Consider the following 17,529-nt stretch of genomic DNA (forward strand, 5'->3'; position numbering starts at 1 on the left):
TTCTTGCGGAGGGAGGTGACGGGCATGGATGCCCGTCAAGCGCTGCGCCCCAGGATGGGGCGTTCAGCGCGGTCCTCCCGGGAGCAAGAACGGAGGGAGGGAACCCCGGAGCGCAGCGTAGGGGCCGGATGAACGGAGCGGGGCGGCTTTGGTTACTTTGGCCAAGACCAAAGTAACCCGCCGTAAGGGCGGAAAGGTGACTAAATGTCGCTATCGTCTACGAATGCGCACACAAAAACCAAAACAATCACTAAAGCCCCAGCCCCAGCCCCAGCCCCAGCCCCAGCCCCAGCCCCAGCCCCAGCCCCAGCCCCAGCCCTAAACCCCCTCCAAAACCATCTCCAAAAACGTACCCACCACCCGCCGCATCCTCTGCTCACTCAAACAAACCAGCGTCTCAGTCAAATGCCGCCGACAATCCACAATCGGCAAAGCACAAACCCTCGCATCAGCCCCAAACTCCGCCGCCGAAACAACCCCAACGCCAATCCCCACCACCACCGCCTCCCGCGCCGCCTCGCGCCCCTCGACCTGGATCGCCGGTCGAATCCGCAAGCCGGCCCGCTGCATCTCCTCCTCCAGCGTCTGCCGCGTCACCGACCCCGGCTCACGCAGCACCAACGGCGTGTCGTCCAGGTCCGCCAGGCTGATCTGCCCCCGGCTGGCCCACGGGTGGTTGTGCGAGACAAACGCCACCATCGGGTCACGCCGCATCGGCACGCAGAACAACCGCTCATCATCGACATCGCGCCCGAGCAGGGCCAGGTCCGCCTGGTAACTGAACAGCCGGGCCAGCGACTCGTCGGTATTGCCGGTCTCGATCTTCACCTGGATCCCCGGATAGCGCTGACAGAACCGGGCGATCTGCGGCAGCACGTGCACCGGCGCGTCCACCGCCAGGGTCAGGCTGCCGGTGTGCAGGGCGCGGGAGTCCTGCAGCAGCTCCACGGCCTCGGCCTCGCAGGCGAACAGGCGTTGGGTCACGCCCAGCAGGCGCTCGCCCAGGTCGGTCAGTTGTACAGAACGCTTGTTGCGCTGGAACAGCAGCACGCCGAAGCGCTCCTCGAGCTTGCGCACCTGGTCGGACACCGCCGGCTGGGTCAGAAACAGCTTCTGCGCCGCACGGGTAAAGCTGCCCTGTTCGGCGACCGCATGAAAGGCCTTGAGTTGAGCATGGGAGACCGACATCGAACACTCCACTTAAAAGCTGGGCTTATGTGTGAAATACGATAAATCGATTTTATTTATCAGTCAGCAGCTGTTTCCATGTGTTTCAACCCGACCACGCTGCCACGAGCGGCGGCATGTCGGCCATGGCGGCACCACCGCCATCTGACCAGGTGACGTCCCTCCGTTACGCAGTGCGCAACACAACAACAAGACAGGCGTTTCTTCACATTCTGCCGGCACACTCAAACACGAGGTCAGAGTCAATGAATCAATCCCTGGGCGCCATCAAGCGTTGGCGCGTGCAGATCTTCGCGATCACCTGGCTGGCCTACGCCGCCTTCTACTTCACCCGCAAGGCCTTCTCGGTGGCCAAGCTCGGCATCGGCGAGGATCCGAATTTCATGCTCGACAAGGCCGCCATGGCCAACCTCGACGCGATCTACCTGGCCGCCTACGCCGTGGGCCAGTTTACCTGGGGGATGCTCGCCGACCGATTCGGCCCCCGCGTGGTGGTGCTCGGCGGGCTGCTGATCTCCGCGGCGGCCGCGGTAGTGATGGGCAGCTACGCGACCTTCCCGATCTTCGCCACCTGCATGCTGATCCAGGGGCTGGCGCAGTCCACCGGCTGGGCGGGGCTATGCAAGAACATCGGCAGTTTCTTCCCGGCCTCCCAGCGCGGACGGGTGCTGGGGCTGTGGAGTTCGTGCTACGCCTTTGGCGGCCTGGTGGCCTCGCCGTTCGCCGGCTGGTGGGCCTACACCCTGGTCGGCACCTGGCACGCGGCGTTCTTCTCCAGCGCCGTGGTGGTGGCTGCGGTGGCGGTATTGTTCTTCATTTTCCAGCGCAACAAGCCCGAGGATGTCGGCCTGCCGGCGGTGGAGCCCGAGCCGCAGAGCATGGCCCCGGGGGCGAACCTGTGCAGCGTGTGGTCGCCGCTGCGCGAGATCCTGCGCAACCGCACGGTGCTGACCCTGGGCCTGGCCTACTTCATGCTCAAACCGGCCCGCTACGCCATCCTGCTGTGGGGCCCGGTGATCGTCTTCGAGCAGATGCCGTCGGTGGGCAAGGTCGGCGCGGCGATCATCCCCACCGCCTTCGAGCTGGCCGGGCTGCTCGGCCCGATCCTCATCGGCCTGGCCTCGGACAAGCTGTTCGGTGCCCGACGCATGCCGGCCTGCGTGATCAGCCTGGTACTGCTGACCCTGACCCTGGCCGGCTTCATGGCGGCGATGCACAGCGGCAGCGTGCTGCTGGTGGTGGCCCTGCTGTTCGTCATGGGCCTGACCCTGTACGGCCCGGATTCGATGATCAGCGGCGCCGCGGCCATCGACTTCGGCACGGCCAAGGCCGGCGCCACCGCGGCCGGCTTCGTCAACGGCTGCGGCTCGGTGGGCGCGGTGCTCGGCGGCCTGCTGCCGGGCTATTTCGACAGCGTCACGGTGTTCATCGTCTTCGCCGGCACCGCGCTGTTCTCCGCCCTGGTGCTGCTGCCGCACTGGAACAGCCGCCCGGCGACCGCACTGCAGGCCAATGACGTGGCACCCAATACCAGCATGGCGATCAAGCCACTGCGTACCTAAAGGAAAGCGAGTAGATGAGACCCTTCTGGCTGCAACAGGCCCTGGACCAGGAAGACGAAGCGCTGTGCCCGCCGCTCGCCGGTGACGTGCGCTGCGACGTGTGTATCGTCGGCGGTGGCTACACCGGCTTGTGGACCGCACTGATGATCAAGGAACAGGCGCCGCAGCTGGAGGTGCTGCTGCTCGAGGCGGACATCTGCGGCGCCGGGGCCAGTGGGCGCAACGGTGGCTGCGCGCTGTCCTGGTCGGCCAAGTACTTCACCCTCGAGCGGTTGTTCGGGGTGGCCGAGGCGGTGCGCCTGGTGCGCGAGTCCGAGCGCAGCATCGGCGCCATCGGCGAGTTCTGCGCGGCCAACGGCATCCGCTGTGACTACCGCATGGACGGCACCCTCTACACCGCCACCAACCAGGCCCAGCTCGGCGGCACCGATGCGGTGATCGCCGCGCTGGAACAGCAGGGCATCAACTCGTTCCAGCGCCTGGCGCTGGAACAGGTGCAGCGCCTGGCCGGTTCCGAACGACACCTGGAGGGCTGGTATTCGCCGGCCGCGGCCACGGTGCAGCCGGGGCGGCTGGTGCGCGGCCTGCGCCGGGTGGCCTTGCAGCGCGGCGTGCGCATCCACGAGGGCACGGCGATGACCGGCCTGGAACACGGCGCGCCGGTGCAGGTGCGCACCCGCGCCGGCACCGTCCGCGCCGACCGCGTGGTGCTGGGCCTCAATGCCTGGATGGCGCGCGCCTTCCCGCAGTTCGAGCGCAGCGTGGCCATCGTCTCCAGCGACATGGTGATCACCGAGCCGTGCCCCGAACTGCTGCGCCGGATCGGCCTGGACAGCGGCGTCAGCGTGCTCGACTCGCGGATCTTCGTGCACTACTACCACAACACTTCCGATGGCCGGCTGATGCTCGGCAAGGGCGGCAACACCTTTGCTTATGGCGGGCGCATGCTGCCGGTGTTCGACCAGCCGTCGCCGTACCAGCCGCTGCTGCGCGAAAGCCTGGCCGAGTTCTTCCCGGCGCTGGCCGAGGTGCCGCTGGCGGCGAGCTGGAACGGGCCGTCGGACCGTTCGGTGACCGGGCTGCCGTTCTTCGGTCGGCTCGATGGGCAGGGCAACGTGTTCTACGGCTTCGGCTACTCCGGCAGCGGGGTTGGGCCGTGCCACATGGGCGGGCAGATCCTCTCGTCGCTGGCACTGGGGCTGGACAACGCCTGGACCCGCTCGCCGCTGGTCAAGGGGCCGCTGGGGCGGTTTCCGCCAGAGCCGGTGCGCTACCTGGGGTCGTTGCTGGTGCGCAATGCCATCCGCCGCAAGGAACGCGCCGAGGACCGTGGCGTGCGCCCGCGCCGGCTGGACGTGCGCCTGGCGAAGTTCGCGGCGGCGGCGGGGAAGGCGGACAAGGGCTGAAGCCGACGCGATTTCTTGTCGAACCCGGCGCGCAGGGCGTATAAACTCTCCCCACTTTAAGGCCGGTCGCTTCCTGAACCGGCCGCGGAAACAAAGAGAGTCGATATGGGCGCACAGTGGAAAGCCAAACATAGAGAAACAGCGGCCAATGCCAAAGGCAAGATCATGGGCAAGCTGGCCAAGGAGATCCAGATCGCTGCCAAGTCCGGTGCCGACCCGGACATGAACCCGCGCCTGCGCCTGGCCATCGTCCAGGCCAAGAAAGCCTCGATGACCCGTGAGACCCTGGAGCGCGCGATCAAGAAAGGCGCGGGCCTGGACGGCGAGGCCGTGCAGTACCATGCCGTCAGCTATGAAGGTTTCGCCCCGCACCAGGTGCCGCTGATCGTCGAGTGCCTGACCGACAACATCAACCGCACCGTGGCCCAGATCCGCGTGCTGTTCCGCAAGGGCCAGCTCGGCGCCAGCGGCTCGGTGGCCTGGGACTTCAACCATGTCGGCCTGATCGAGGCCACCCCGGAAGGTGACGCCGATCCGGAAATGGCGGCCATCGAAGCCGGTGCCCAGGACTTCGAGGACGGCGCGGAAGAGGGCTCGACCCTGTTCATCACCGACACCACCGACCTGGACGCCGTGCAGAAGGCCCTGCCGGAGCATGGCTTCACCGTCACCTCGGCGAAGATCGGCTACACCCCGAAGAACCCGGTGAGCGCCGCCGGCCTGAGCGCCGAAGCGCTGGCCGAGGTCGAGGCCTTCCTCGAGGCGATCGACGAGAACGAAGACGTGCAGAACGTCTATGTCGGCCTGACCGACTGATCCGCGCGTCATCCTCGCGGGGCAAGCCCACTCCCAGCACGTTCTGTGGGAGCGGGCTTGCCCCGCGATCATTTCCGGACCTGTGCCATGCACCCCACCTTCGCCTCCCTCAGCCTCGCCCACCTGCGCACCCTCGACTGCCTCCTGCAGCTGAAGAACCTCAGCCACGCCGCCGAGCGCCTGGGCTGCAGCCAATCGGCGCTGAGCCGCCAGCTGGCCAGCCTGCGCGAGGCCTTCGACGACCCGCTGCTGGTGCGCCAGGGTCGTGGCTACGTGCTCAGCGAACACGCCGAGGCGCTGGTCGAACCGCTGCGCCAGGTTCTGGAGGAGCTCAACGCCTTGCGCCAGCCCGCAGCGTTCGACCCGGCGCGCTGCGAGCGGCGCTTCTGCCTGGCGGCCTCCGACTACGTGGCCGAACACATGCTGCCGCAGTTGGTCAAGGTGCTGGAGCAGGAGGCGCCGGGGGTGTCGCTGGAGTACCGCACCTGGCAGGCCGGGCAGTATGCCTTGCTTGCCAGTGGCGAGATCGACCTGGCCACCACGCTGTTCGACGAGTCGCCGCCCAACCTGCACGGTCGGCTGCTGGGCGAGGACCGGGCGGTGTGCCTGATGCGTCATGACCATCCGCTGAACGCCCGCGCCGAGCTGAGCCAGGACGACTACCTGGCCTTCAAGCACGTGCGGGTGTCCGGGGGCGGCGACAAGGACAGCTTCATCGACCGTCATCTGCGCGCCCAGGGGCTGCAGCGGCGCATCAGCCTGGAGGTGCCGTTCTTCAGCGCGATGGTCCAGGTGCTCGGCAATGGCCAGGCCCTGGCCACGGTGCCCGAGCACATCGCCCGGCAACTGGCGCGGCTGCATGGCCTGAGCTGGCGGCCGATGGGCTTCATCGACCACACCCAGCGCTATTGGGTGGTCTGGCACCAGCGCCTGCAGGCCTCGGCCGAGCACCGCTGGTTGCGCAACCGGGTGTTCGAGGTGTGGCGTCAGTCGCAGTTCGGCGTGCAGGGCGGGCATGCGCCTTCGCCATAGCAGCTATGCGCGAAGCGGGGTTATTCGCGAACCGGCAGGCGCCTAGACTGCGGGCAATGGACACCGCCCAGGAGCGCGCGCATGACACCCGAACAATTCCGCCAGTACGGCCACCAACTGATCGACCTGATCGCCGACTACCGCCAGACCGTCGGCGAGCGCCCGGTCATGGCCCAGGTCCAGCCGGGCTACCTCAAGGCCGCCTTGCCCGAGGGCGCGCCGCAGAAGGGCGAGCCGTTCGAAGCCATCCTCGCCGACGTCGACAAGCTGGTGATGCCCGGCCTGTCCCACTGGCAGCACCCGGACTTCTACGGTTACTTCCCCTCCAACGGCACCCTGTCGTCGGTGCTCGGCGACTTCCTCAGCACCGGCCTGGGCGTGCTCGGCCTGTCGTGGCAGTCCAGTCCGGCCCTGAGCGAGCTGGAGGAAACCACCCTCGACTGGCTGCGCCAGTTGCTGGGTCTGAGCGGGCAGTGGAGCGGGGTGATCCAGGACACCGCCTCGACCAGCACCCTGGTGGCGCTGATCAGCGCCCGCGAGCGCGCCACCGACCACGCCCAGGTGCATGGCGGCCTGCAGGCCCAGGCCCGGCCGTTGATCGTCTATGTCAGCGCCCATGCCCACAGCTCGGTGGACAAGGCCGCGCTGTTGGCCGGCTTTGGCCGCGACAACATCCGCCTGATCCCCACCGACGCCCGCTACGCCATGCGTCCTGAAGCGCTGCGCGAGGCCATCGAGCAGGACCTGGCCGCCGGCAACCAGCCCTGTGCCGTGGTCGCCACCACCGGCACCACCACCACCACCGCGCTGGACCCGCTGCGCCCGATCGGCGAGATCGCCCAGGCCAACCAGCTGTGGCTGCACGTGGACTCGGCCATGGCCGGTTCGGCGATGATCCTCCCGGAGTGCCGCTGGATGTGGGACGGCATCGAGCTAGCCGATTCGGTGGTGGTCAACGCCCACAAGTGGCTGGGCGTGGCCTTCGACTGCTCGATCTACTACGTGCGCGATCCGCAGCACCTGATCCGGGTGATGAGCACCAACCCCAGCTACCTGCAGTCGGCGGTCGATGGCGAGGTGAAGAACCTGCGCGACTGGGGCATCCCCCTGGGGCGTCGGTTCCGCGCGCTGAAACTGTGGTTCATGCTGCGCAGCGAAGGGATCGAGGCCCTGCAGCAACGCCTGCGCCGCGACCTGGAAAACGCCCGCTGGCTGGCCGCCCAGATCGAGTCGGCACCGCAATGGGAAGTGCTGGCGCCGGTGCAATTGCAGACCCTGTGCATCCGCCATCGCCCGGCGGGCCTCGAGGGCGAGGCGCTGGATGCCCACACCCGCGGCTGGGCCGAGCGCCTCAACGCCTCGGGTGACGCCTACGTGACCCCGGCGACACTGGACGGGCGCTGGATGGTGCGGGTGTCGGTGGGGGCGTTGCCGACCGAGCGTGAACATGTGCAGCAGTTGTGGGCGCGTTTGCAGGCGGTGGTGGCGGAGTAAACACCATTCAGGTTTCGCTGTATCTGTATGAATATAGCGATCAGGCGATCCTGCCCGGTGGCCATGGCGCCGGGCGCAGGCTGCGCAGCAGCAGGTCGGCCTGGGCCTGGGTGGAGGCGCGGGTGGGCCTGACCTGCCCCGAGCTGCCGGGCTCCATGCCGAAGCGGAAGATAGCGATAGCGTGTTTGCCGACAGCTGCGCGGTTTCAGCTATGCCAGCTGAATCAGCAGGCCGCTCGCCAGGCGCGGATCTGTTCCAGCGTGGCGGTGGCGCCGCCGCAGACGATCACCAGCACATTGCCGTAGGCGGCCACGGCCTCGGGTTGTTCGAGCAGGGCCAGCGCGGCGCCGCAGGCCGGTTCCACCAGCAGGCGATGATCACGCAGCAGCCGCTCGCAGGCGTCGAGGGCTTCACGGTCACTGACCAGGTGGCTGCGCACCGGGTGCTGGCGGGTGCAGGCCAGCGCCTGCTCGGCGACCCGTTTGGCGCCCAGCGAAGTGGCCACCGAGGCGATGCGCGGCAGTTCCACGGTGTGCCCGGCGGCGATGGCGGCGTGCAGCGACGCTGCGCCATCGGTCTCCACCGCCAGCACCGGCACATCCTGCCAGCCGTTGCGCTGCAAGCCCTCGACCACGCCGCGGAGCAGGCCGCCGCCGCCGACCGAAAGCACCACCGCGTCAGGCTTGAAGCCAGCGGCGGCGACCTCGTCGATCATGCTGGCGTGGCCGGTCCACAGCAGCGGATCGTCGAACGGATGGATGAAGGCGTCGTCCGCGCCGACCAGGGTCTGGGCGTGCTCATTGGCTTCCTGCCAGGAACTGCCGCGCACGACCACACCGGCGTCCTCCAGGCGCAGCAGTTCCCTGGCCCGTTCGGTAGTGGTCTCGGGCACCACCACGGTCACCGGCACCCCGAGCTTGCGGCCGGCATAGGCCACCGCCAGGCCGGCATTGCCGCCGGACGACGAGACGAAATGCCGGGCACCCCGGGCATGGTGGACCTCGCAGGCATGGCCGACGCCGCGCAGCTTGAACGAGCCGCACGGTTGCAGGGCTTCGAGCTTGAGCCACACCGGGCGGCCGGCGCTCAGGGACAGCGGGCGGGATTCGATCAGCGGGGTAGGAATGTGCAGCGGCATGATGGGCTCCGGGGTTCAGTCGCGGGCAGCCGTGGCGGGCTCGCCGCGCAGCTGCTCCAGGTAGTTGTAGACGGTGTAGCGGGTCACGCCGAGTGCTTCGGCGGCTTTCTCCACGCCACCCTTGACGATGAACAGGCCGCGCTCTTGCATGAGGCGCACGGCCTCGACCTTGGCCTGTTTGTTCATCCGCCCCTGGCCGCTGCGTTGCAGCGCATCCTGGATGATCCCGGCCATCAGCGCGGTCATGTCGGCCGCCTCGTCGGCCGGCGCCGGTGCTGCGCCCAGTGGCTGGAAGTGCTGGAGAAAGGCCATGGCGGCCTCCAGGCCGGTGACGTCGGTGTTCACGCACAGGCTGGCGAAGGGCAGGCCGTCGCGGTCGCGGAAGATTGCCGTGGCGCTGCGCAGGCTGCGGCCCTTGAGGGTGGTGGGGTAGTCGGGCAGCACCACCGGCGCGCAGCCTTGCTGGTCGGCCGAAGCCTGCATCAACGCCTTGAAGCCCTGGTCCTGCTCGGGGGCGGCGAGAATCGGGCTGCCGACCCGGCGACCGGAAAGATGGCCGTTGACGATCGCCACCACCGAGTGCTCCGGGTGTTCGAGGTCGTGCAGGAGGATCTCGACGTTGCGTGGGACGACACTGCCCAAGGCCTGCAGGGTGGCCTGGAGAACAGTCAGGGTAAGCTGACGTTCTAGCTGGGTGGTAGGAGAGGGCATGGGAAGGGGCCTGACTCAACAATGTGTTGAATTTTACACAAAAAGTTGAATCTGGCGAGTGCAGTTGTTTGGCCCACATGAAAACGGGGCCAACCCGCTCCTGCGGGCTGCAGGAGCAAGTTGGCCCCGTTGTCAGGCGAATCAGCCCAGCTTTGGCGTACGCGGCGGGATCATGCGGCGCGAGCCGGTCGACTCGAAGGCAGCAGCGAATTTCAACAGATCGTTGTCACTGTAGGCCTTGCCGGCGAAGGTCAGCCCCACCGGCATGCCGATATCGGCCATCACGCCCATCGGCACGGTCACGGTCGGTACGCCCAGGTGACGGATCGCCAGGTTGCCGTTGGCCACCCAGATGCCGTTGCTCCAGGCGATGTCCGCCGACTCCGGGTTCACATCGGCGTCCGCCGGGCCGACATCGGCCACGGTGGGGAACAGCACCGCGTCCAGGCCCTGGGCGTCCATCCAGTCTTCCAGGTCGAGCTTGCGGGTGGCTTCCAGGCCGCGCAGGCCATCGGGCACGGTGGCGATCTGGTCCCAGGTCTTCAGGCCGCGCTTGGCCATGTTGACGTATTCGTCCATGCCGGCGGCCAGGTCGTCCTCACGGTTGGGCAGGGTGCCCGGGTCGTGGGGGAAGATCTGCGGGCCGTCGACATCGGCCAGGCGGTTGAGCTTGGGATCGTCGTTGGCGCGCAGGAAATCGTCGAAGGCCCAGCCGGACAGTTCCCACAGTTCGTCATGGAGGAACTCCTTGCTGACGATGCCGCGGGTGAACACGGTCGGCGCGCCCGGGCGATCGCCCTCGCAGTTGGACACCAGCGGGAAGTCGGTCTCGACCACTTCGGCGCCGGCCGCTTCCAGGGCCTGGCGCGCCTGCTGCCACAGTTCGATCACGCTGGCGCGGGTGTTGATGCGCTGGCCGGTCGGGCCGCCGATGCCGGGTTTTTCCGAGGTGCCTGCGTCGGGGTCGGCGTTGATGTACATGCGTGGCACGGCGAAGCGCTTGCCTTTGAGCGACTCGGCGCCTACGGCCAGGTCCAGGTACGAGCGGGGGCGCACGCTCGAGGCGGCCGGAATCGGCACCCATGGCTGCAGGCGCCACAGGTCGCCGCGGGTGTCGCTGTCGTCGGCCACCACCACGTCGAGGATTTCCAGCAGGTCGGCCATGGTCCTGGCATAGGGCACGACCACGTCCATGGTCGGTGTCAGCGGCCAGTTGCCGCGCACCGAGATCACCCCGCGCGACGGGGTGTAGGCGCACAGGCCGTTGTTCGAGGCCGGGCCACGGCCACTGGACCAGGTTTCCTCGGCCAGGCCGAAGGCGCTGTAGCTGGCGGCGGTGGCGGTGCCGGCGCCGTTGGACGAGCCGGAGGCGAAGGGCGCGGTCAGGTAGGCGGCGTTGTACGGGCTTTCGGCGCGGCCATAGACGCCGCGCTGCATGCCGCCGTTGGCCATCGGCGGCATGTTGGTCTTGCCCAGGCAGATGGCGCCGCCGGCGCGCAGGCGCTCGACGGTGAAGGCATCGCGCTGGGCGACCAGGTCCTTGAACGCCGGGCTGCCGGAGGCGGCGGTCAGGCCCTTGACCAGGTAGCTGTCCTTGGCAGTGTAGGGAATGCCGTCCAGCGGGCCGAGGGTCTCGCCGCGGGCACGGCGGGCGTCGGAGGCTTCGGCCTCCTTGAGCGCGTCAGGGTTGCGCACGACCACGGCATTGAGTGCGGTGGCGGTGTCCTTGCCATCGTAGGCGTCGATGCGCGCCAGGTAGGCCTTGACCAACTCGACGGCGGTCGTGCGCCCGGACTCGAGCGCGTCGCGCAGCTCGGCAATGGAAACCTCGGTTACCTCGATCATGCTGTCACCACAGTTGTGCAGGTGGAAAAATCATGGCGGCGAGTGTAGCAAGAAGGTCCTGCTGGGCGCAGGCATGCAGCGGGGAAATGGTTGGTTGCAGCCAGGCAATCGAACGGCGGGGCGGTGTGCGCGGTTGCCTATGCCCCTCGAGGCATAGACAACACGGATGAGGTGCTCGCGTCGCGGTGTGTGGGGTGGCAGGATCACTCCAGGTCGCTGGCCGCGTGGCGCTCCGCCACCTGGCTGGCTTCCTCGCCCCAGGTGCGGTTGACGCGGGTGCCGCGCTGCACCGCCGGGCGTTGGGCGATGGCTTCGGCCCAGCGCTGCACGTTCGGGTACTCGTGCACCGCGAGGAACTCGGCCGCGCCGTACAGGTTGCCGCGCACCAGCTGGCCGTACCAGGGCCACACGGCGATGTCGGCGATGCTGTAGGCGTCGCCGCCCAGGTAGGCGCTTTCGCCCAGGCGACGGTCGAGCACATCGAGCTGGCGCTTGGCTTCCATGGTGAAGCGGTTGATGGCGTACTCGAACTTTTCCGGCGCGTAGACGTAGAAGTGGCCGAAACCGCCGCCCAGGTAAGGCGCCGAGCCCATCTGCCAAAACAGCCAGTTGAGGCTTTCGGTGCGCGCGGCCAGGTCCTTGGGCAGGAAGGCGCCGAACTTTTCCGCCAGGTACAGCAGGATCGAACCGGACTCGAACACCCGCACCGGCGGTTCGACGCTGCGGTCGAGCAGGGCGGGGATCTTCGAGTTGGGATTGACCTGCACGAAGCCGCTGCCGAACTGGTCGCCCTCGCCGATGCGGATCAGCCAGGCGTCGTATTCGGCATCGCTGTGGCCGAGGGCCAGCAGTTCTTCCAGGAGAATGGTGACCTTGACGCCGTTGGGCGTGGCCAGTGAGTACAGCTGCAGCGGGTGCGCGCCGGTGGGCAGCGGCTTGTCGTGGGTGGGGCCGGCCACCGGACGGTTGATGCTGGCGAACTGGCCGCCGGAGGGCGCCTCGAAGGTCCAGACCTTGGGCGGAACGTAGGGCTTGCTCATGGGGAATCTCCAGGGGGGCGCAATGCGGGTTGACTGCTTCTATGCCATGGATTCGCCAATAGCCACAAGCGCGACATGCGCTTCGTGGGAGCGGCCTTGTGTCGCGAAAGGGCGCTCCTACACGGACCGTGCAGGGGCTGCGGCCTGGGCCTCGGGTTTCTTCGCAGGCTTGAGCCGCGACACGCCGAACAGCACCAGCACCAGCCCGGCCACCTGGTACAGCGAAACCGCCTCGCTGAGGATCAGCCACGAGGCCAGCATGGTCAGCACCGGCCCCAGGTTGCCCACCGCGGCCGTGTGCGTGGGCCCCATGCGCTGGATCGCCAGGGCCACCCAGTAGATCGGCAGCACCGTGGAGAACAACGCCATCAGCGCCGCGTTGAGCCACACCGCGCTGGGCTGTTGCAGCAACGGCGCGACATCCGCCACCAGCAGGTAATGGGCCAGCACCATCAACGACGAGGCGCTGCCGCACAGGCCGGCCAGGCGCATCGAGTTCATGCGCTTGAGCATCATCCCGGTGCCGGAATAGTACAGGGCATAGGTCACCGCGCTGGCGAACACCCACAGCGAGCCGACCAGCACCTGGTTGCCGGTGCCCGCGCTGGCGATGTCATGCACGAAGGCGATGCCCAGCCCCAGGTAGCACAGGCCCATGGCCGCCAGCGTGCGCAGGGTGGGGCGTTCGCGTTGGACGACGGCCTGGATCACCAGCACCAGGGTCGGGTAGGTGAACAGGATCAGGCGCTCCAGGCCGGCGCTGATGAACTGCAACCCATAGAAGTCGAACAGGCTGGCCAGGTAGTAGCCGAACAGGCCAAGCAGGGCAACCCGCAGGCCATCGCCGGCGCTCAGCGGCGCACCGCCCTGGCCACGACTGGCCCACACCAGCCAGGCGAACAGCGGCAGCGACAAGGCCATGCGCAGCGCCAGCAGGCTGATGGCGTCCACCGGGCCTGCGGCATAGGCGAGCTTGACGAAGATGGCCTTGAAGCTGAAACCCAGGGCCGCGAGCACGGCATACAGGCTGCCGTTGGCGAGGGCGCGGTGGAGCGGGGCGGGCAGGCGGGTCATGACAGGTCCGTGACGGCTAGGGGGCGTGGCTTATTCTGCGCAGAACACAGGCAGGCTAGAATCGCTTTTTTTCGAACATGGCGTTCTGATTTGGAGAAGCCTTGATGCACTTCGACCTCGCGGACCTGCGCCTGCTCGCGGCCATTGCCGCGACCGGCAGCCTGAGCAAGGCGGCGGCGACCTTCCCGGTGGCGGTATCGGCCGCCAGCACCCGGCTGCGCCTGTTCGAGGCGCGCTGTGGCTTGACCCTGTTCCTGCGCAAGGCCGACGGCATGCAGCTGACGCCTGCCGGGCGCCTGGTGCTGGAGTCGGCGCGCGGCGTGTTGGGCGAGGCGCAGAAGCTGCACGACACCCTCAACGAACTTGCCGGCCAGCGGCGCATCACCCTGCACCTGGCGGCCTCCACGGTGACCAACAGCACCTTGCTGCCGGCGGTGCTCGGGCCGTTCCTGGCCGACTACCCGGAGGTGGACCTGCAACTGGTCGAGCACAAGAGCATCGATGTGCTGCGCGTGGTGCTGGCCGGGGAGTGCGAGATCGGCGTGTACGACGGCAACCTGGTCAATGACGGCCTGGTGTCGCTGCCGTTTCGCACCGAACGCCTGGTGTTGCTGGTGCCGGTCGATCACCCGTTGTCCGGCCGCGGCCAGCTGCGTCTCGCGGATGCCTTGGGTTTTCCCTTCGTCTGCCTGCCGGCCGAGCGCGCCATGCAGCGTTTTGTCGAGGAACTGGCGATGAACCTGGCCATGCCGCTGAAGGTGCGGGTGCGTGCCCCCAGCTTTGAAGCCATCGCCCAACTGGTGGCCCAGCACGCCGGCATCGCCATGCTGCCCGAGACCGCCGCAGTGCGCGCCGAACAGGAACTGGCGGTACGCCGGGTGGCTTTGGAGGAGCGCTGGGCGACCCTGGAGCTGCGCATCTGCATCCGTGGTTGGGAGACGCTGAGCTCCCATGGGCGGCAATTGGTGAGCTTCCTTTCCGGGCAATAGCGCGGGCGGATGGATCGTCCGTCAGAATGCCATCATTTGGATATCAAATGTGCCTGTGCAAATGCCGGCCAGCGCATACAATCAGCGCTCTGAACGGTAATTCACAGGCCACACCCACCCATGGCGTTCGACGCTTGCACCCTGCTGACCCTCTCCATCGCCCTGGCCGCAGTCGCCGCCTTGTACCTGGCGGTGGAGTGGATCAGCGTACGTGAGTCTTCCTTGCTGTGCTGGAGCGCCAGCTTCGCCACCATCAGCGTCGGCTCCTCGCTTGCATTGCTGCGCGGCAGCGGCTATCTGTTCATCGGCATCTGGTTCGCCAATGGCATGCTGGTCGCCGCCCACTGGTTGTTTTTGCTGGGGGTTTCGCGCTTCACCGAGACGCGCCTGTCACGGGCCTGCTACCTGGCGCCGCTGCTCTGGGCGAGCCTGCTGCTGCTGCCGCAATGGCCGCTGTGGTCGAAGACTTTCCTGGTGCTCAACTCGCTGCTGGTCGCCGGCTTTACCCTGTACGCCAGCGCGTTGCTGCGCCCGCACGGCAAGTCCCTCAGCGTGGGGGCGGTCCAGTTGCGCTATATCCTGCTGCTGCACGGCCTGTTCTACCTGGCCAAGACCTTGCCGGCGCTGCTGCCAGGGACACTGATCGACCTCACGGCGTTCCGTGGGCAGATCATCCAGGCGTCGCTGCTGGAGGGCGCCATGGCGATCATGCTGATCGCCCTGTCGATGACCGGCACCGTGCGTTACCGCCGCGAAGAGCGCATCGAGCGCCTGGCCGCGCGTGATCCGTTGACCGCGCTGTACAACCGTCGCGCCCTGGAGGTACGGGCGGCGAACCTGCTCAAGGAGGTCTCGGCGCAACGTCCGGGCGCCTTGCTGCTGATCGACATCGACCACTTCAAGTTGGTCAACGACCTGCACGGCCATGCCGCCGGCGACCGCCTGCTGGTGGCCTTGAGCGAGATGATCCGGGCGTTGCTGCCGGAGCGGGCGATCGCCGCGCGCCTCGGCGGTGACGAGTTCGTCATCCTGCTGGGTGATGCTTCGCGCCAGGCCATCGAGCAGCTGGCCGATGCCTTGCGCCGGCAGTTCCAGGCCACGGCCGAACAGTCGTTCCGCACCCCGGAGGCGGTGACCCTGAGCATCGGCGCCAACCTGTTCGACCGGCCACCGGCCAGCCTGGCGGCCCTGATCGAGCAGGGTGACGTGCTGCTGTACGCCTCCAAGCGTGGCGGGCGCAACAGCCTGCAACTGGTGGACGGGCTGCGCGGCTGAGCTACTTGTTGTTGATGCATTGCGACTGCACCGAGTAGCGCACGGTGCGCAGGGTGCCCTGGCTGTCCTCGAAGGTCATCAGCCGGGGCACCACCTCGCAGGTGCGCGGGTCGCCCGACTGGCGCACCAGGCGGGCAACGTCGAGCTTCATGCCATAGCGATAGTCGACGATCTCCGGCATCGGCTTGGCGCGTTGCGCCGCGTAGGCCGCCACGGCCTGCTGATGGTCCTCGAGCAGCTGCTCGTTGTCTTGCCTGGAAAAGCCCGTGGCCTGGGCCGAAAGGGAAAGCGCCAGCAGGGCGGCGATCAGGGGCGGTCGTAGCATGTGCGTGTCTCCGAAAGGTTCGTTTCGCAGTCCACGCTAGCGACGGGCAGCCGACAGCGGCATGACGCCCGGGTTACAGATATGAAAGGTGGCCGTGGATGCCGATCCCGCGGCCGTGAATGACACGATTGTAATCCTCCCATCACCTTCCCGTTATCCGCCGGCGGCGAGCATCAGGCTCGGCCAACGGGGCTGGGCGCGCATGCACCTGGCCAGACCAGGGACGCTCCAGCGCCAAGGCCCGAGAACAAGAACAGCCGCAATCGAAGGAGCAACGGATGACAAGCAATCCAACACTTTCCCTGGCCGCCCTGCTGGCCCTGGCCGGCTTTGGCCCGGTGGCCTCGGCCGCGCAAGCACAGCAGGAAGGGTTCATCGAGGGCAGCCGCCTGAGCGTGCTCAACCGCAATTACTACTTCAATCGTGACCATCGCGACGGTTACGCCCCCACCTACAACCCCGGCAAGGCCAGTGACAACGGCTACTCCGAAGCCTGGGCCCACGCCATCATCACCCGCTTCGAATCCGGCTTCACCCAGGGCACGCTGGGCGTCGGCGTGGATGCCTTCGCCATGCTCGGTCTCAAGCTCGACACCGGTGGCGGGCGCAACGGCGGGCGCAGCTCGTTCGACGTGCTGCCGGTGGACCGTGATGGCCAGGCCCGCGACGAATGCAGCAAGGTCGGCGGCGCGGCCAAGGTGCGCCTGTTCGACACCGTGCTGCGGGTGGGCGATGTGTTCCCGGTCAACCCGGTGGTCGCCGCTGGCGACTCGCGGCTGCTGCCGGAAAGCTTTCGCGGGGTGACCCTGGAGAACACCAGCCTGCAAGGCCTGACGCTGCAGGCCGGGCGCCTGCACGCCATGAGCCAGCCGGTGTCCAGCGACCTGCGCGAGAACTTCGTGACCTTCTACGGCGGCCCGGTGGACTCGCCATGGATCGCCTATGGCGGTGGCGACTACGCGATCAACGAAAACGTCAGCGTGAGCCTGTTCGGCAGCCGTCTCAAGGATGTATGGAACCAGTACTACGCCGGCACCAGCGTGACCTGGCCGCTGTCGGACGAGCTGGCGTTGATCGGCGGATTCAATTTCTACAACGCCAAGGACGAGGGGCGTCAGCGCCTGGGGCAGTTCGACAACGACATCTGGAGCGCCAGGTTCGGCGTACGCTACGGCGCCCACACCGTGGCGCTGACCCACCAGCGCAACAACGGCGACGACGATTTCGACTACCTGCGCCAGTCCGACTCGATCTTCCTCGACAACTCCATCCAGTACAGCGACTTCAACTCGCCCAAGGAGCGCTCGTGGATGCTGCGCTACGACCTGAACATGGCCGCCTACGGCGTGCCGGGGCTGTCGTTCATGACCCGCTATGGCCGGGGCAGCGACGCCGACTACAGCCACGCCAACGCCTACTACATGCGCCGCGACGACAACGGCGATCCGCTTACCGACCAGAAGCGCTGGGAGCGCGACATCGAGGTCAAGTACGTGGTGCAGACCGGCGCGGCCAAGGACCTGTCGCTGCGCGTGCGTCAGGCCACCACCCGGGCCACGGCCTTTGAGTCGGACCTGGACGAGGTGCGGGTGATCGTCGAGTACCCGCTGTCGATTCTCTGATCAACCCCTATT

At 67.5% G+C, this 17,529-nt stretch carries 15 protein-coding genes; 8 read left to right on the forward strand and 7 right to left on the reverse strand.

What is annotated here, in order from left to right:
* Window positions 1-318 precede the first annotated feature (318 nt).
* Complete coding sequence (locus ACVWZ5_RS23810) at window positions 319-1,188, reverse strand: LysR substrate-binding domain-containing protein (protein WP_028688727.1); 870 nt, start codon at window positions 1,186-1,188, stop codon at window positions 319-321.
* A gap of 245 nt (window positions 1,189-1,433) precedes the next feature.
* On the opposite strand from ACVWZ5_RS23810, the gene ACVWZ5_RS23815 reads away from it, so the two are divergent.
* From ACVWZ5_RS23815 to ACVWZ5_RS23835, 5 genes are all read left to right on the forward strand, one after another.
* Complete coding sequence (locus ACVWZ5_RS23815; protein ID WP_028688728.1) at window positions 1,434-2,750, forward strand: MFS transporter; 1,317 nt, start codon at window positions 1,434-1,436, stop codon at window positions 2,748-2,750.
* 14 nt (window positions 2,751-2,764) lie between these two features.
* Complete coding sequence (locus ACVWZ5_RS23820; protein ID WP_186600384.1) at window positions 2,765-4,156, forward strand: FAD-dependent oxidoreductase; 1,392 nt, start codon at window positions 2,765-2,767, stop codon at window positions 4,154-4,156.
* A 105-nt stretch (window positions 4,157-4,261) separates the two neighbouring features.
* Window positions 4,262-4,972: a YebC/PmpR family DNA-binding transcriptional regulator gene (locus ACVWZ5_RS23825; RefSeq protein WP_084943191.1), complete on the forward strand. Its 711-nt coding sequence runs from the start codon at window positions 4,262-4,264 to the stop codon at window positions 4,970-4,972.
* Window positions 4,973-5,059: 87 nt separating this feature from the next.
* A complete protein-coding gene (locus ACVWZ5_RS23830) occupies window positions 5,060-6,004 on the forward strand; it encodes a LysR family transcriptional regulator (RefSeq protein WP_062574373.1) in 945 nt (314 codons plus the stop codon).
* 81 nt (window positions 6,005-6,085) lie between these two features.
* Window positions 6,086-7,498, forward strand: a complete 1,413-nt coding sequence (locus ACVWZ5_RS23835; RefSeq protein WP_457340902.1) for a DOPA decarboxylase — start codon at window positions 6,086-6,088, stop codon at window positions 7,496-7,498.
* 223 nt (window positions 7,499-7,721) lie between these two features.
* Here ACVWZ5_RS23835 and ACVWZ5_RS23840 read toward each other — a convergent pair whose 3' ends face one another.
* From ACVWZ5_RS23840 to ACVWZ5_RS23860, 5 genes are all read right to left on the reverse strand, one after another.
* Window positions 7,722-8,636 carry a pyridoxal-phosphate dependent enzyme gene (locus ACVWZ5_RS23840; protein ID WP_062574371.1) on the reverse strand — a complete coding sequence of 305 codons (915 nt, stop codon included), beginning with the start codon at window positions 8,634-8,636 and terminating at the stop codon, window positions 7,722-7,724.
* 15 nt (window positions 8,637-8,651) lie between these two features.
* On the reverse strand, window positions 8,652-9,347 hold the full coding sequence (locus tag ACVWZ5_RS23845) for a helix-turn-helix transcriptional regulator (RefSeq protein WP_062574370.1): 696 nt from the start codon (window positions 9,345-9,347) through the stop codon (window positions 8,652-8,654).
* A gap of 141 nt (window positions 9,348-9,488) precedes the next feature.
* A complete protein-coding gene (locus ACVWZ5_RS23850; protein ID WP_062574369.1) occupies window positions 9,489-11,192 on the reverse strand; it encodes an amidase in 1,704 nt (567 codons plus the stop codon).
* A gap of 203 nt (window positions 11,193-11,395) precedes the next feature.
* A complete protein-coding gene (yghU, locus tag ACVWZ5_RS23855) occupies window positions 11,396-12,232 on the reverse strand; it encodes a glutathione-dependent disulfide-bond oxidoreductase (protein ID WP_062574368.1) in 837 nt (278 codons plus the stop codon).
* Between the two features lie 117 nt (window positions 12,233-12,349).
* Complete coding sequence (locus tag ACVWZ5_RS23860) at window positions 12,350-13,306, reverse strand: DMT family transporter (protein ID WP_457340903.1); 957 nt, start codon at window positions 13,304-13,306, stop codon at window positions 12,350-12,352.
* 104 nt (window positions 13,307-13,410) lie between these two features.
* Here ACVWZ5_RS23860 and ACVWZ5_RS23865 point away from each other — a divergent pair, with 104 nt between their 5' ends.
* Complete coding sequence (locus ACVWZ5_RS23865; RefSeq protein WP_301143943.1) at window positions 13,411-14,295, forward strand: LysR substrate-binding domain-containing protein; 885 nt, start codon at window positions 13,411-13,413, stop codon at window positions 14,293-14,295.
* A 120-nt stretch (window positions 14,296-14,415) separates the two neighbouring features.
* A complete protein-coding gene (locus ACVWZ5_RS23870; protein ID WP_213883788.1) occupies window positions 14,416-15,570 on the forward strand; it encodes a GGDEF domain-containing protein in 1,155 nt (384 codons plus the stop codon).
* 1 nt (window position 15,571) lies between these two features.
* Here ACVWZ5_RS23870 and ACVWZ5_RS23875 read toward each other — a convergent pair whose 3' ends face one another.
* On the reverse strand, window positions 15,572-15,895 hold the full coding sequence (locus ACVWZ5_RS23875; RefSeq protein WP_062574365.1) for a DUF2790 domain-containing protein: 324 nt from the start codon (window positions 15,893-15,895) through the stop codon (window positions 15,572-15,574).
* Between the two features lie 278 nt (window positions 15,896-16,173).
* Between ACVWZ5_RS23875 and ACVWZ5_RS23880 the strand changes: the two genes are divergently transcribed.
* Entirely contained in the window at window positions 16,174-17,517 is a 1,344-nt protein-coding gene (locus tag ACVWZ5_RS23880; protein WP_457340904.1) for an OprD family porin, read from the forward strand.
* Window positions 17,518-17,529 lie beyond the last annotated feature (12 nt).

It is taken from the genome of Pseudomonas sp. TE6283, assembly GCF_054060555.1.